The 15,495-nt window shown below is 33.6% G+C and carries 14 protein-coding genes and 3 pseudogenes; 13 read left to right on the forward strand and 4 right to left on the reverse strand.

The window, feature by feature from the left end:
• The first annotated feature begins 105 nt into the window (after positions 1 to 105).
• The 6 genes from JNUCC51_RS20630 to JNUCC51_RS20655 all read left to right on the forward strand — a co-directional run bounded on the left by JNUCC51_RS20630 (position 106) and on the right by JNUCC51_RS20655 (position 4,245).
• Entirely contained in the window at positions 106 to 306 is a 201-nt protein-coding gene (locus tag JNUCC51_RS20630; protein WP_337989545.1) for a hypothetical protein, read from the forward strand.
• Positions 297 to 869 (forward strand): hypothetical protein, encoded by a 573-nt coding sequence (locus tag JNUCC51_RS20635; protein WP_337989546.1) that lies wholly within the window; start codon positions 297 to 299, stop codon positions 867 to 869. The genes JNUCC51_RS20630 and JNUCC51_RS20635 overlap by 10 nt, the downstream gene beginning before the upstream one ends.
• Before the next feature lie 444 nt (positions 870 to 1,313).
• The gene (locus tag JNUCC51_RS20640; protein ID WP_337989547.1) at positions 1,314 to 1,847 is read left to right on the forward strand and encodes a hypothetical protein; all 534 of its coding nucleotides are present in this window, start codon (positions 1,314 to 1,316) and stop codon (positions 1,845 to 1,847) included.
• A 438-nt stretch (positions 1,848 to 2,285) separates the two neighbouring features.
• A complete protein-coding gene (locus JNUCC51_RS20645; protein ID WP_337989548.1) occupies positions 2,286 to 2,678 on the forward strand; it encodes a DUF4240 domain-containing protein in 393 nt (130 codons plus the stop codon).
• 437 nt (positions 2,679 to 3,115) lie between these two features.
• The gene (locus tag JNUCC51_RS20650) at positions 3,116 to 3,517 is read left to right on the forward strand and encodes a DUF2750 domain-containing protein (RefSeq protein WP_053596523.1); all 402 of its coding nucleotides are present in this window, start codon (positions 3,116 to 3,118) and stop codon (positions 3,515 to 3,517) included.
• A gap of 488 nt (positions 3,518 to 4,005) precedes the next feature.
• Entirely contained in the window at positions 4,006 to 4,245 is a 240-nt protein-coding gene (locus JNUCC51_RS20655) for a hypothetical protein (RefSeq protein WP_337989549.1), read from the forward strand.
• A gap of 625 nt (positions 4,246 to 4,870) precedes the next feature.
• On the opposite strand, the pseudogene JNUCC51_RS24875 reads toward JNUCC51_RS20655, so the two are convergent.
• Positions 4,871 to 5,454 (reverse strand): annotated as a pseudogene (locus JNUCC51_RS24875) (IS66 family transposase); the annotation flags it as partial.
• Positions 5,455 to 5,621: 167 nt separating this feature from the next.
• On the opposite strand from JNUCC51_RS24875, the gene JNUCC51_RS20670 reads away from it, so the two are divergent.
• Positions 5,622 to 6,518: a DegV family protein gene (locus tag JNUCC51_RS20670; protein ID WP_337989550.1), complete on the forward strand. Its 897-nt coding sequence runs from the start codon at positions 5,622 to 5,624 to the stop codon at positions 6,516 to 6,518.
• Positions 6,519 to 6,612: 94 nt separating this feature from the next.
• On the opposite strand, the pseudogene JNUCC51_RS20675 reads toward JNUCC51_RS20670, so the two are convergent.
• Positions 6,613 to 6,839: pseudogene (locus tag JNUCC51_RS20675) on the reverse strand (IS3 family transposase); the annotation flags it as partial.
• Between the two features lie 244 nt (positions 6,840 to 7,083).
• Between JNUCC51_RS20675 and JNUCC51_RS20680 the strand changes: the two are divergent.
• From JNUCC51_RS20680 to JNUCC51_RS20700, 5 genes are all read left to right on the forward strand, one after another.
• The gene (locus tag JNUCC51_RS20680; RefSeq protein WP_337989551.1) at positions 7,084 to 7,410 is read left to right on the forward strand and encodes a hypothetical protein; all 327 of its coding nucleotides are present in this window, start codon (positions 7,084 to 7,086) and stop codon (positions 7,408 to 7,410) included.
• Between the two features lie 297 nt (positions 7,411 to 7,707).
• Positions 7,708 to 8,034 carry an SMI1/KNR4 family protein gene (locus tag JNUCC51_RS20685; RefSeq protein WP_337992272.1) on the forward strand — a complete coding sequence of 109 codons (327 nt, stop codon included), beginning with the start codon at positions 7,708 to 7,710 and terminating at the stop codon, positions 8,032 to 8,034.
• Positions 8,035 to 8,171: 137 nt separating this feature from the next.
• The gene (locus JNUCC51_RS20690; protein ID WP_337989552.1) at positions 8,172 to 8,753 is read left to right on the forward strand and encodes an imm11 family protein; all 582 of its coding nucleotides are present in this window, start codon (positions 8,172 to 8,174) and stop codon (positions 8,751 to 8,753) included.
• A 395-nt stretch (positions 8,754 to 9,148) separates the two neighbouring features.
• On the forward strand, positions 9,149 to 9,655 hold the full coding sequence (locus JNUCC51_RS20695; RefSeq protein ID WP_337989553.1) for an SMI1/KNR4 family protein: 507 nt from the start codon (positions 9,149 to 9,151) through the stop codon (positions 9,653 to 9,655).
• A 57-nt stretch (positions 9,656 to 9,712) separates the two neighbouring features.
• Positions 9,713 to 10,354: a hypothetical protein gene (locus tag JNUCC51_RS20700; protein WP_337989554.1), complete on the forward strand. Its 642-nt coding sequence runs from the start codon at positions 9,713 to 9,715 to the stop codon at positions 10,352 to 10,354.
• A gap of 71 nt (positions 10,355 to 10,425) precedes the next feature.
• On the opposite strand, the gene JNUCC51_RS20705 is transcribed toward JNUCC51_RS20700, so the two are convergent.
• Positions 10,426 to 11,781: a transposase gene (locus JNUCC51_RS20705; protein WP_337989555.1), complete on the reverse strand. Its 1,356-nt coding sequence runs from the start codon at positions 11,779 to 11,781 to the stop codon at positions 10,426 to 10,428.
• Positions 11,782 to 12,179: 398 nt separating this feature from the next.
• Here JNUCC51_RS20705 and JNUCC51_RS20710 point away from each other — a divergent pair.
• Positions 12,180 to 13,739 (forward strand): annotated as a pseudogene (locus tag JNUCC51_RS20710) (IS1182 family transposase); the annotation flags it as partial.
• A 178-nt stretch (positions 13,740 to 13,917) separates the two neighbouring features.
• Here the strand turns inward: JNUCC51_RS20710 and JNUCC51_RS20715 are convergent.
• Positions 13,918 to 15,147, reverse strand: coding sequence for a DUF418 domain-containing protein (locus tag JNUCC51_RS20715; protein WP_337989556.1), 1,230 nt, complete (start codon positions 15,145 to 15,147; stop codon positions 13,918 to 13,920).
• Positions 15,148 to 15,495 lie beyond the last annotated feature (348 nt).

A 15,495-nucleotide genomic window follows, 5' to 3' on the forward strand; every position in this document is an offset into this window, starting at 1 on the left:
GGCAGTACTGTATCCTCTCAGTACGATGAGAAGGATAGGCTGATTCAGGCAGTGGACGCAGAGGGCGGAAGTCGCCAGTGGATATATAATGAAGATGGGACATTAATGGACCCTAATAGATCTTTGCACAATGGCTATAATCAAGTACACTTAAAATATAATGAGTATGTTGGAAAGGAACTTGATAGAATATTGAAAGAAGGTAAAGCTCTGAATGCAGGAGATTTGTTTAACAAAAATAGGGTAAATGATTTAATGGATGACTTACGAAAAGGTTTAATGTCAGGAGAAATTAGATGCGGATGAAAATAAAATACCATATAATTGAGAGTTTTGATGTTTCAATTTCTGATGAAGATTTGATTTTTAACATTGATGATCCAAATAATAATAAATGGATGATAAATTATGGAGTATCATTAGATGCAAAAATTAGTTATTTTGATATTATTGTTTATGGCGATACAGACTTATTTTTTAAACAAGATATCATTTTCACTAAGGGGATTTATTTGGTGAGTGGGAAATTTATTAAAACATGGCAAGAAATAGTAGGTATTAATGATGATGTTCAATGGATTGTATTTAATCTTTTAGACTCGAAGGGGATTCAGATACCACATAACTATAAAATAATTAACTTTACTAATACTATTAATTGTATTAATTGGGAAGAATCCAAATTTAATGCATATGATGAATTAGAAAAGGATTATAATTTTTACATGCCTATATTTGATAAAAAAAGGTTGGAGAGTCTTGAGTATGGGTGTGTAGATTGCGAAAGAAGTATATTTATATCGAATATGATTAAAAATTCTTTAGAACAATATAGTTTAAATTCATTAGTTTTTAAGGAAATTAACTAAAATTTATTACTAAATGGTATTGTTTCCTGTGTATTAATTACCTCTGATTCATCCGAGGCTGGGTATTAACAGCAAATGGAGGCTATAATTACAAAAAAATATTTATTTCAAAACATAATCAAAAGAGTAGCGTAAATTCCAAGAATCTGGATGTATTGCTACTCTTTCTTTTTATTAAATCTATTAACCTTTTGGATATGGTTGTAATAAACGAGTTAAAGGGTGTTCGAGTGACCTATGGTTATGACGACGAATTAAGAAGTGAGTCTAAGAGACATTTGGAAAAGATGAAGGATTGTTGAAAAGAGGTTGGGAACCTGTAAATGCGAAGCGATATGCTAATGAATTAACGATGAAACTTAGGGAGGATGCAATTAATTTTGCTAAGGGACAAGGTTATATAAAATGTCCTTAAAAACTAGTAAATGGAAGGGTGGATTTTAATTGTTTGCTCAATGTATTCCTTTTGATTATCATGTGAGAGGTAGAATAGGTGGTAATCCTCCAAAATTGATTGAAGAACAAATACCTGATGATTACAGGTTTTATGCAACTCTAGTTCATCCAGAAAAGGAGGATGTTATGCTTTCTATTATTATTCATAAGAATTTTGATACTTTATTGGAAAATAATATTTATCCTTCAATTGAAGTAAGGGTTATAGAGCATAAATACTCCGAAATTGGAAGCAATACTGATAAAAGTATTTTAGATTTAGGTATGAACTCAATAAGCGATTATTGGAAAAAACAAGGGAATAATTTTTTGTTTATTAAAGTTTTGGGAGAACCACGTCTTATTCAACCCAAAAGTTATTATTATAAAGAGTTGGAAAATAATAATTATTCCTTTTTTCTGCAAATAGAGGAGGAAGGCTATTGTGATAATATGGAGTATGTGTTTATGTACGGTGCATTATATCTATATAGGCATAATGAAACAGGAGAGGTCATTGCTGGTTTCTGGCAATACTCTTGAACAACCTAGCTATTAGAGTGTAAAATGCGCACCTGCCGGTTACTTTATTCAAATGCGATTGTAGATTGAGTAAAGTAACCCTCTTATTCGATTGCATAGTATCCAAATGAAGGAGCTGGAACCAGGATCTTCACAAAAAATTGCATAGAAACCTTATAGAAGAAGGAATACCTTATCGCGGTAGAACATTTACTGGTAGGCAGATGAAATTTTGAAAAAAGCTACTAAAGCATATAAAGATATTGATACTAAAGGATAAATGAAAATTCCTTACACTAAAGATATATTATTCAAAGATATGACCCCTGCAGAAGTTTTAGCACCATTCACTAGACTATCAGAGAAACTTGCGAAAAATCATGAATGGGATGTAAATGGTAATTATGTTTGTAAAAAATAGCAACATTTATTAAATAAAATCATGAGAGGGTGGATTTGATGGATAATTCTGATATTATTTTACCAAAAGAAGTTAGTGACAATGTAAATGATTGGTTTTGGGATATTATTTTGAAAGCAAACCAGAATGCGGATAAATTAAGAGAAATATTGAGAGAAATGGATAAAGAAAGTATTATAAAATTTCAGGAACAATTTTTAGACGCATCAAGTATATTACAAGATGAACCATTTTCTGATTATGTGGAAGAATCAGAGGATGGTATTGAAGATGTAAGTTATTTGGTAGTAAGTAAGGGGAAGAAATACTATGCAGAAGTACTTAATGATCCTAAGAATATTCCTTTTACAGCCGAAAATTGTGAAATTTTAATTGGTATCGCAGATGAAATATGTATTGAAAAATTCTGTGAGTCAACTGGAATATATTAGGTGTATCAGTTCCTATTCTACCAAATTAAATGACAAAGGCTTTTTTCTCAAAGATTGTTGCTATCTTGACCAAAAAAGGATGGAACGCCTATTTGTAGAACTTAGTGACCTAAATGTAGTAAGTACATCTACTAACATTGAAAATTATGATTCCGATGGAATTCCTAAAAGTCTGGTAACTTGGGTATTTGATCCTGAAACATTCATACTGTCTGCTAAACTCACGAAACATGGGAAATATAATATTATCACAGATCACCTTGGAACGCCTGTTGAAGCATATGACAGAAGGAAGTAGAGATATATGCACTCGGATCTTAAAGTAATTCAGGATAATAAAAATCAACATATACTTGACGACAAAGGAAGAAAAAATAAAGAAGGAGCGAGTAAGAAAGCTCCTTGTTTATTAAAAAAGAAGAAATGAGGAGTTTAATATGAGTGGAGGATTTGAATCAAGTCCAGAGTTTAAAGCTATGATAAAAAAATCAGCTAGAGATAGATATATTTACTCTGTAAAACGTATTGCAGACTGGGAAGAGGCGTGGTCTTTGAAATTAAATGATGGGTTTGTTACAACTTCAGATGAAGAGGGAAATCTTTCTATGCCTATTTGGCCATTTAAAGAGTATGCTATGAAATGTATAGGAGATGAATGGGAAAACTGTAAACCACAAAAAATATATTTAAATACACTTTTAGAAGAAATATTACCCAATATGTCAGATGATGGAACGTATGTGGTTGTATTTAAAGTTCCGGAAAATCCAGAAGTTGTAAGGGTGTCAGCAGATGACTTTAAAAATAATTTGTTATATGAATGTTCTCAATTAGAATAAAGCATGGGTTGTAAAATGTAGATACTAACTTTTTGATAAAATTCTAGGTTGGTAATGTTTATAGAGCAAATAAAAAGAGTAGCTTAAATCCCGAGAAGGGTTTTATTGCTACTTTTTTTTTATATAATAAGTGGTGATATGATTTAAGTTATTTTATTTCAGAGAACAAATCTGAAATACCATATACAAGTTACATGAGTATTTAATGATGGATTCGTACCTTCAGCTAAAATTACGGGTGAGTACAATGAACTCGGTCAAGAGATTGAGAGAATTTTTCCAGGAGATGTCATTAGCAAATGGAAGTATGATGTCAAAGGTAGACCAATACACCATCGAATAAGTAGTCAAAACCGTCATACATGGAGACGCGTGTATAATTAGGATGTTAATCAAAAATTTAACCCTTGCTGAAGCTATTGAGGAAATAAAAGAATTACACTCGAATGGAAAAATTCCTTGTAAATAGAAGAAAAGGAGTTATTATTATGGATAGAATTTTAGATACTGGAAGTTATGGAATTTGCTTATTTTCAATAGATGTCCTAAAGGATTTTTTAAAGAAAGAAAAAGTTAGGTCAAAAAAACTTTTGAAAAATTTTCAGGATAATCATGATCGTTATTTAACTTTACTTGCTGATGGTATTTGGATTCCTTTTTTACCAATAAACTCAATAGAATATGTAATTAAACTTGATACCTATAATCAGTCGTTTGATGATGAATAGGAGGAAAAATTAATATATCATAACTTCAATATTGAAGTTAAAGATACATTATGGATTGCTGATATTGGTTCATTTTATGAATTCGATAAAAATGAATTTTTAGGAAATGATGAAGTATCATACCAAACGTTAGATGGAGAGACATTATATTCCGGATTTAGATATAATGTTCCTTCTGGAAAATACTTAGTATCCATAAAGGGCTTTGCACGTAAGAAGATATTAAATTACCCTAATCCAAATTTCGGTTTTTTGTTTTCGCTTGATAAAGTAAATGAATTTGAAGGTTTTAATGATCCACGCGAAGATGAAAGATACAACTTTAATGTGACAAGTATGGATTAAAAATTAGTTTAGATAATATTCTAAAAAACTGATAAAACATATTTTGCAAAAGGTTTCAACGTCAATAGAATTACCATAGATAAGAAAATACAATAGGTGATCTATTTTTCTATGTATTAAAAGATTTGAAGTTAAGTAAAAAAGGGTAATAAATCCATTTAAAAGGATTTTATTGCCCTTTTGATCTTTATATCGTAAGCCCGAAATATAAAAAATATGCGCACCTTTCTGGACCGCACTACGAATGTCTATCTATTTGAAATTTTTTTCGAATAGATGGCTATTTTGCACATGTGGCTTGGACATTTTTCGACCAAGGCATGTATTTATTTAAAATTGGGGATTGCTGAGGGATCGGTAAATTTGGCAGCTCCATCCTTAGTTTAACTAAATATTGATAGAAATCGATACCATTCGCTTTTGCTGCTTCAACCAGATTCAAGCAGTGCATTCGCTTTAGCACCAGCTTCACTCATAGAAAAACGCCAGTTCTTTCGGCCAATCACATTAGGACGAATCGGATTTTCAGCTGGATTATTATCAATTCAATCCGACCATCGAACAGAGAAACTTTTAACGCATGTACACGATTTAATGTTTTTTGAAAACTTTATCCAAGGTGTTTTTTCCGAAGAATGACGATTTATCTACCCATTCCTGAAACTTTTCGACAATCGGTTTTGATTGCTTTTGCTGTGCTTTATGACGCTTTCCTGGTGAGAGATGCTTATATTGCCGTTCTAAGCGATACAGTTGATCACAGTAATCCAAGCCGATTTTCCCATTTTTGCTATCTGCTTTCAGCCAATAACTTCGTATATGCGCCCAACAATTAGGAAATGAAATATTCGATAGCTTACCGTATGGTTATAAAATGCTATTTTTATCGCAATTATTGTCGAAATAATGTCGAAGATTGTAAAAAAATAAATACAGTATTATAAATATCACTATTCATGATGATCTTATCTGTGTATAGTTGCATAAGATAAAATTAATATTCTACGATAGATGAAGGGGATTACTTTTAAATGGGAAAGAAAATTGCATGGGTTACAGATACAGCAGCATTGTTAGATGAAAAGTTCATACAGGACAATCAAATTCACGTATTACCACTTAATATAGTGTTCGAAGAAGGGGCTTTACGCGAAACTGTTGATATGACACATGATCAGTTTTACGAAAAGCTACGAAATGCTAAAAAAAATCCAAAGACATCACAACCTGCTATTGGTGAAGTTGTAGACTTATATAAATCATTAAAAGAACAAGGGTATACATGTGCAATTGCAATTCATACCTCTCAACATCTTTCGGGTACTTATCAAAGCACTTTCACAGCAGCTGCTCAAGCTGAATTTGAAGTATATCCAGTGGATTCAAAAATCGGATCATTTCCGATGATGAAAATGATTAAACTCGGTCAGCAGTTAGAGCGTGAAGGTTTTGAACCTGGCTATATTGTTGAAAGAATCAATGAGATGGCAGATAACAGTGAACTTTCATTTATTCCGGCTAACTTATCACAATTACATAAAAGTGGTCGAGTTTCAGGGACTCAAGCATTTTTAAGTAACTTGTTGAATATTAAAGTTGTCATATCATTTGAAGATGGGAAGCCCGTTATGAAAGAAAAAGTACGCGCTACGACTAGAGCAAAAACATATGTACAAAATGTTTTAAATACAGATCTAGAAAAAAGTATTATCCCTGAAGTTGCAATTATTCACTGTAATGATGAAGAAGGCGCAACCGCTTGGAAAAAAGCTTTAGAGAACGAATATCCGCTCATAAACTTCTCCGTATTACCACTAAGTGCTTGTGTAGCGGTTCATGCAGGTGAAGGAACGCTTGGTTTAAGTTGGGTACGTCTACCAGAGCTTGCACCACTTAAGAAAAAGAAAGCTGAATTAGTTACTATATAAATTTTGTTTGAATACGGATATTGTTATTATAGGTAATTTAGTCTTCGACGATTTGAATCATATGCCCATTTGTCGTGCGGTAGATTCCGTCGAGATAGAACGTTTCAATTGGGGAATTATCAGTGGGCGTGCCTTTGCGGGACATGCTTAGGGTAATTCCTTTTTCTTTGACTGATTTTTGATACGCATATGATGTGTACACAGAACTTTGATCGCTATGCAAGATGCAGCCTTGCGGTAGAATTGATATAAAGTATCTAAAACGAATGACGTATCTTGTGTAGAATCAATTGTTTGCGCTACAATTTCTCCGATATAGAGTAAGCCCAAAATATAAAAAAAAGAGCGCCTTTTCGGTACCGAGATAATGAAAATACGGGCAAATCTTTCGGATGGTAACGACGTTTAATTAAAGTACAATGCCTTTGATGATGTTGTTTGTTTTGTATGCCCTTTTTGTCCTCTGTGACAGAAGGGCTTTTTAAGTGCACGGCATGTGCAACAAACGCCACATTTTTAGGATTTAATATAGGGTGTCGACCTAGTATGAGCGAAGTCTTGGGGATTGGTTCAAAGAATTCAACGTCCAGGCGATCGTTGGACAGCGTTCCAGCATGATGGTCTAGGGAGTGTCATTCGGGCTGATTATTATGATGACAATTGGGAAAAGTATGCCTATGACAAAAATGGTTCGTTAATTGAGACTGAAAAGAGGGATATTATGAATGAAATTTTAAACTTACATAAAACTTTACTTGAGGCAAAATTTCATAAGAATCCAGATAATTTCTATGTTGCGGGTAGTCCTATTATTGCAAAAAATCTGCAACAATATTGTAGACCTGTTAACAGAATACGAAATCGAAGAAAAAGGAAAATATACATGGAGTGAATGGCGGAAGATTGAGAACCATAACTTTTTTAAAGAAAGAGCAGAAGAAAATGTTCAAAATGTGGCATGGGAGAAGTTAAGTTATGAAGAAAAAGAGTCGTTCACAAAAAATATGTTTAGTCCATTTACTTTTAAGGGAAAAGATGTAATAGTTTTTATAAATAAGGTTGATGGGAAATTTAGCATAGAATAAAAAGACGTAAATTTAGGGAATTTCGGTAATGAGGGGTCAAGGGTGAATAAAAAGGAGTATCTGCCACGACTAAAGAGATTGCGGAAGCTGAGAAAGAACTTAAAATAAAACTAGATGATGATTATAAAGAATTTATTAAGCGATTTGGAGGCTCTTATGCAGGGATAGCAATTCATGCATTTTCTAATGGTTCATCCATGGGGAATGAAACTATTATTAATTTGACGAATTGGTGCAGAGAATCATTTGAAGGAGATGAGTTTTCTCCTGAAATTAACAAAAGCTTAATTTTTTCTGATGATGCCTCAGGTAATCCAATAGCAATAAATGCTAACGGAGAAGTCGTAATATACTATCACGACTCAGGAGATAAAGAGGTATTATCAAGATCTTTCGGAAGTTTCGTTGAGGAGAATTTTGCTGAATGGTAATTTCTGAATTACTACCAACCAGTTAAATAGGAAATGTCATAATCACTTTAAGTGTCTGTCCACGTCTGATACAAAGATTTTAATACCCAAGGAACAAAAAATAGACACTAAATTACAATGTGAAGGATGAGTTTGAGATGAGTTATTTCAGATTGTTAGCTTCTTACAAACGAGATGTATATTTCTTTTATTCTGATGAAAACAAGTATAATAGATTTGATTTAGAAAAAGGAATCCCTTATTCTCAGAGTGAAAAACTTTTTTACGTGGTAGATAGGTTCGATTCCTATTTGGAACAGTATGATATTTTACCAACAGTCGGTGGCAAATTAGTAAGTTTAAAGCTAAAAACACTTATAGAAGGATTAGGTTCAGATTGCGAGTTTATTCCTTCAATTATAAAATCTACAGAAACGGGAGAAATAAACAATTCTTACTTTGTAATGAATGTTTTAAATCTAATTCCTTGTTTAGATCATAATAGATCAGACTATGAACCACTAGTAAAATCCATATCTGATGGGCCAATTAGTTTAAATTTTATTGCTTTTATTCCAGAATCCCTTAATGGATATCATATCGTAAGAATGAAAGAATCAAAAGAAGAGATAGTTGTTGATGATTTTTTTGTAGAAGCTTGCAGAAAAGAAAAAATTAAAGGTGTTCTGTTAACTAAAGAAGGAAATGTACGTATTCCGGAAATTGTTGATTTAAAATAATTCGTAAAATTGAATTCTGAGTGGAAGTAGAAACTTAGTGATAATAAAACAGACACCGTAGTACTCGTTTGATGATATGTGATAACATTTTACAGATTGTATATCTCTTTTTTAATTAAGAATTTTCTCACTTGCAAAAAAAACCATTTGTTTCAACCTAACTAAAAGAGTAGCATAAATCCGTAGAATTGGATTTATTGCTACTCTTTCTTTTAATTTATTTACCTTTTTGAAAGGGTTTAACTATGGTTTTGACGAATTCAGAAGTGACTTAAGGGAACAATTGGAAAAGCACGGAAAATGGGATAAAATAATAGCTAAGAAAGCACAAGAGTTGTTAGATGTAACGTACATAAATGCTAATTGCAAGTAAATTTGAGTTTAAAGGAGTAAGTATGAAGATAATAGAGATTATTAATAAAATTGAACAAGATAGTAATTGCAGACTTGTGAAAAAAATCACAGACTTCAAAAGTGAATTAGCTCTCCCAGAAGATTTGCATTATTTTTTTAGCAATTATGACTCCTTACAAATGTTTTTAGATAAGCCTTATGGAATTAAAATAGTTTCTTCAAATGAGTTTATTCCAACTAGTAAAAGACTTTACCCAGAGGATGATGTTATTTGGGAGGAACTAGAAGATGATATTAGTAATGACTGGTATCTTATTGCTGAATCTGAACAAATAAACCAATACATTAGTATCGACATGAGCAATTCTCATTTTGGTTATTGCTACGATAGTTTCTTGGAAACCCATGCAACACCAGGGGATAGTCAGATCATTGCTAAAAGCTTTACGGAACTGTTAGAGCATTTATACTCTAGTAAAGGTGAAAATTGGTTTTGGTTAGCTGAAAATTTCGAATCGTATGGGGATGCTTATGATGGTACCAATTAGACAGATAGAGAACATTGAACAGAACAATGTAAATAATAAACGAGGGGGTTGGCTTTTGTGAAACAAATAGATAACTCGATATTGAAATTTATACAGACAATGAATAAATATCCACAAGAAGAATCCCCAGTTGTAAAGAAAGGTGGAGTACGTTATAGTTCAGAATTAGTAAAACTACAGGTAGATGAAAAAATTTATCTTTCTCCTGAATTAAAATTTTTTTATGAACGTTGTGAAATAATTTGTGATATCCGGCATGATGGTCACAAGCTAAAAAGCACGAGCATTGATTTAGGAAATTCACCTCTTAGTCTTTGGTCTCCTGAAAATCTTGTCTATAGGCAAGATGGGTTTCGTTGGATTGGAACGGATCTAAAAGATAATCCAGAATGGAATCCATTTTGGCTTGTTATTGCAGATATAAACGATGATCCTGTCGTGGTTGTAACTGATAAAGAAGGCTCACCAGTCATGGCCTCTTATGAAACAGGTGCTCTTTTTCCGATTGCAAACTCTTTTTCCGATTTTCTGGATTATCTCTCAATTACTTTAGAATTAGTACAAGGAAAATATAATGGGGAAATAATAGATGATGAATCTTTTGAACTGCTCGAAGGCTTTTTAGAAGATTTAAAAGAGATGATAAGTAAGATAAATAAAAACGATGAACTTGTTGAAAATTTTATCGATTACTTATAGAATCAATTTCATAAATCACTTTTTTCAAGAGCTTAGACTGCTCCTATTAAGAAAATTTACGTTTTTAAAAATTATGCTGCTTGAGTTTGTGATTGTAATAATGCATTCAAACGATCCACCGCTAATTTGCAGGCATTATAAATAAACGTCACTAGGTTGAAGTGAAGTTTGGCTTTTCTTCCTGTTCTGTGACGGATGTTGTTTAACTGAAAATATTGTTTTAAATAGGCATTCACACGTTCAACGGCTGTGCGCTCTTTATACAGTTGTTTCCAAAGTTCAGAGCCACGTGCTGGATACGTGAATTTTCGTATATCCGTGTCAGATTTGATTTTGAAAACCTTCTGACAGAGGGAATCATTACGTAACGGACAGGTTACACATTCCTTTGGTTTGGTGAATTTTAGTGTTCGATACTTTTCATCAAAGCTGTCGTAACAGTAGCTGTGTTCACGTACACAGGTCGGTCTGAAATGTTCATCAAAGCCAAGGTACTCTCCTTCATTGCGGACATTATATGGAATAACTGCACGCATTTGATACGTATGTAATTGACTGTGAATGGGCTCGTAATCATACCCTGCATCCAAAATAGCGGTCGTAAAATGTTCTAGAAATAGGTCTTTTCCTTTCTTTAAAAGAGGAATCGCTGCTTTACTATCCGACAAATTGGCAGATGTCATGAGGCGTCCAACAATATATTGACTCTTTGTAGCCACCGCGAGATGTCCTTTAAAGCCAAACCAAAACGTGTTTTTGCCATCACTGTTCTTTTTAATGCCCCAATTCGGTTCGATGGGCGCATCTTGCCACAATGTTTCTAGTGATGTATCGAGTTGGTCCTTGATCTCTTTTTCATAAGCTGACTGGTTGGCTTTGATTTCTGCTTGTTCCGTAAGCCAAGCCTCGCGTTCTTCTTTTGATTTTCGTCCACGTTTTTTTGGTGGTACAGGCTCTTTTTTCTCCGATGGCTTTGCCGCATCACGTGACTCAAAATGTGTGGCATCAATCGCGAGGTGTTCATCATAAAGAAAGCCTTCTATAAAGGCAGTTTGAATCAATGTATCTTGCATGTGGTCGAGAACATCTGATTGACTGATGACATCGATCATACGTGAATAAGACGCTTCAGATGGAACCACGTCTGAAACGAGAAAACCGCAATCGAATCGAAATAAAGGATCGTTGACTAAACGCTTGATTAAATCCTTGATTGTTGGAATCCGTTCGACAATACGAATAATGAGTGATTGTATCATCGCACCGTAATTTAATTCACGTGGGGCACCACGTAACGTCTTTTTGGAAAACAGCTGAAAAACGGGCTGCACGTCGAAAGTGGCGAAAATTTCATCAAATCGACGTGAACTTTCCATTTCCAATAATTCTTGGATGCCAAATAGGCTCATTTGTTTTACAATAGTCATAGGGCATTCACCTCATTCAGTATGGTTTAGTTTAGTCGCTACCATTATACCGAATTGGGGAGGTGCCCGTTTTTTATTGTTTTAGAACCCTTGATACTAAAGGGATTAAAATTATGAAATTAACTCATATGGTTGATTATCAAAAAAAATGTTGTTACGGAGCTTTATCCTACGTTTCACTTTAAGATGTGATGTATTAATTATAATAAAGAAGGAACGATTAACGAAATCATTTAAGCAAAAGAGGCTGGGACAAAACCCACCTCTTAACTAAAAAGCCGGTGAAATTTTACGATTAGTAAAATTTCACCGGCTTTAAATTTTTTTCATAAAAAATAAGGACCACTTCTGATAAAATTAAGTCACCATAACAAAATTATACAGAAAGAAGGATCCTTATGTTTAAAGATTATAACATGAATCAATTAGTTTTGCCTTTAGATTTTGAAGTGAAGTTACAAAAGAATGATATCGCCTTCCATGTCCACCATTTAGTCGAAAGTATCCCGCCCGAAGCGTTTGAACCATTCCTTCGAAATGAGGGCTGTCCTGCCTACCATCCACGCATGATGCTTAAAATTATCTTATGTGCCTACACGCAATCTGTCTTCTCAGGGCGCAAAATTGAAGCGCTTTTAAAAGATAGTCTTCGGATGATGTGGTTAGCTCAAGGGCATGAACCAACCTACCGCACAATCAACCGATTCCGTGTCCAACCAGAGGTAAAAGAGTTGATTCGTCAATGCTTCGTTCAATTCCGCTGCCAGCTGGTACAGGGAGAATTAATTGACCAGGAAGCTATTTTTATTGATGGAACAAAGATTGAAGCGAATGCGAACAAATTTACATTCGTGTGGAAAAAGTCGGTTGAGAAATTTCATAACGGACTAATTGAAAAGTCAAACCAGCTATACGATGAGCTGCTTGAAAAAGAAATCATGCCAGAAATTGAACGGGAAAGTGAAAAGGAATTAGCATTGGAAGACCTCGCTCAAATGGTCGAAAAAGTTGATGAAGTGATTTCTGAATATGATCGAAAAATTGAAGAGTCATCGGATGTAGCAGAGCGAAAGGCTTTAAGAACGGAACGGAAATTCCCAAAGCAGGCTCGCAAACAATTGATCGACTATATTGAACGCAAACTAAAATATCAAAGAGACTTCGAAATCTTTGACGAACGAAATAGTTATTCGAAAACAGACCCGGATGCAACATTTATGCGTATGAAAGATGACTATATGAAAAATGGTCAATTGAAGGCAGGTTATAACATACAAGTGGCAACAGAAGGTCAGTATGCGCTTGCCTACAGCATTTTTCCGAATCCAACGGATACACGTACATTAATCCCATTTTTAGATGAAATCGAACAACATTATTTTAAGTTACCAAAACACATCGTCGCAGATGCTGGATATGGCAGTGAACAAAATTATGATGATATCCTTTCGAACCGTAAGCGAGAAGCCTTAATCACGTATAACATGTATGTAAAAGAACAGAAGAAAAAGCATAAGCAAAACGAATTCAATACAGAGAACTGGGATTATGATAAAGAACATGATCGATACACTTGCCCAAACCAACAACAGCTTGTATTTAAATATCGTTCCACGAAAACGGATAAGTATGATTTCACGCGTGAATTTAAGATATACGAATGTGAGGACTGTTCCGGATGCCCCCTACGTTCGTTATGTACGAAAGCAAAAGGGGGAAATAATCGTAAGTTAATCGTGAATGAGAAGTGGGAGCAACAAAAAGAATATGTAAGAGTAAAGCTTTCAGAAGAAAAAACGAGTACCATTTATCGTCAACGCAAAATTGACGTGGAACCAGTTTTTGGATTCTTGAAGGCTAATTTGCGTTTCACTCGATTTTCTGTGAGAGGAAAATCGAAGGTTGAAAACGAGATGGGCCTCGCATTAATGGCCGTGAATTTAAGAAAATTCACAGCCATTAGCTAATAGCTATATGGAGACAACATAAAAAATAGAGAAATCCGAATTTGAATGAATTCAAATTCGGATTTCTCACTAATGAAGCTAGTTATGTCCCAGCCTCTTAGTTCATTTTATCGAGAAGTATCCAAAATTTATCGAGAACTCACTTAATTGCCGTTGATCCTCACTTAAACTATGCATTTTTAGATTCCTTGTTAATACCTAAATAAGTGAATAACCTCCAAACATATTCTAACGGTCCGAAGCGGAATTTGGATAACCATAGCTTACTAATAATGATTTGGAAGACAAAAATGACAATGGCGATGATGACGGCTGTCGTTAAGTGGAGTTTTCCATATACGCCGAATGCAAATGGTCCAAATAAAAATGTACAAATGATAGATTGGCCGATATAGTTTGAGAATGCCATTCTGCCAGGGAACGCTAACCACTGTAAAACTTTCTTCCCTTTCACCGTGTGATAAATAAAGATCAAGCTAATAGCATAAAAGATTGTTAGGAGTGGTGAGCTAATATATTGAACAGCTAAAAAATTTTCTGAAAGTAAAGGTAAGATCCAGCACAATGTTCCACCAAAAATAAATGTTAGCAACCACGTAATGAAAAAGCCTTTTCGATATTCTTCAAAACGGTGAATCCATTTTTTCTTCGCAACAGCTGCTCCGAATAAGAACATTAGTAAGTATGGAAGATTTGTAAATAAATAAAATATAGGGTTACCTAGAGAAAGAACATATAAGCCATTACGCATTGTATAAAAAGTTCTTTCCATATAATTAGCATTCATTAATTCTTGAATACTTCCATTTTGATGGGCATCTATCGTAAATTGCATGAGCTGACGATTTTCCTCTGACATTGTCATTGACGTCATCGTAGAATCGGATGAAAGAGCTCCTAATGTTAAAAATCCAAAATATAAGCTATATAAAGTTACGCTAATGATTAACATAGCATTAGCTTTTAACTTATGCATGAAAAGGAGTAATAACCCTAAGATTGCATAGTCTGTTAAAATATCTCCAAACCATATGAAATAGGCATGGATACAACCAAAAATAAATAACGCAATTAGTCTTCTAGAATAAATTCCCCAAAAGTTTAGTTGCTTTGCAGCGGCTCTTTCCTGCATAATGACCATTCCAAAACCGAACAGCATAGAAAACAGCATTACAAATTTCCCATCGACAAACATTGAAAGAATAGTATGAACTGTATAATCTGCTTGATTCCAAAAAGAAGTCCATTCATTTTTAAAACTTAGATCTTCCTGCATATAGGCTGGATAAAGGAACCAAACAATATTTGCTAATATGATTCCTAATAATGCGAACCCCCTTAATACATCGAGTGTTTCAATCCGCTCCTTGGCAGATATAGGTGAAAGCTTTTGCTTCATATAATCATCCTTTTTATTGTTATTTTGTTCTTTCAACAAATGCTACTGTTGAAAAAACTTTGTTAATGAAACTTTAAATAATAATTATCAGGATTTTATAAGGAAAAATTAAGAAGTTAAATTCGTTAAAATTTTTCTGAATATTTCATTAACTCATTTATAAAGAACATATTAACGGTAGAAGTTTACAATAGCGATGTGACGAAGTATTGCGAAAATTGGTACATTTTGTGAAAAACGCTACATAATCTATTATTTTTTAGCATTTAATAGAAAATATTGTTGATTAAAACATAAATGGTAGTATAATGGAGTTGTAGTTACATTTATGGTTATTAATTCCTTGTA

Source organism: Lysinibacillus sp. JNUCC 51, from assembly GCF_015999525.1.
GTDB classification, from domain to species: Bacteria; Bacillota; Bacilli; order Bacillales_A; family Planococcaceae; genus Lysinibacillus; species Lysinibacillus xylanilyticus.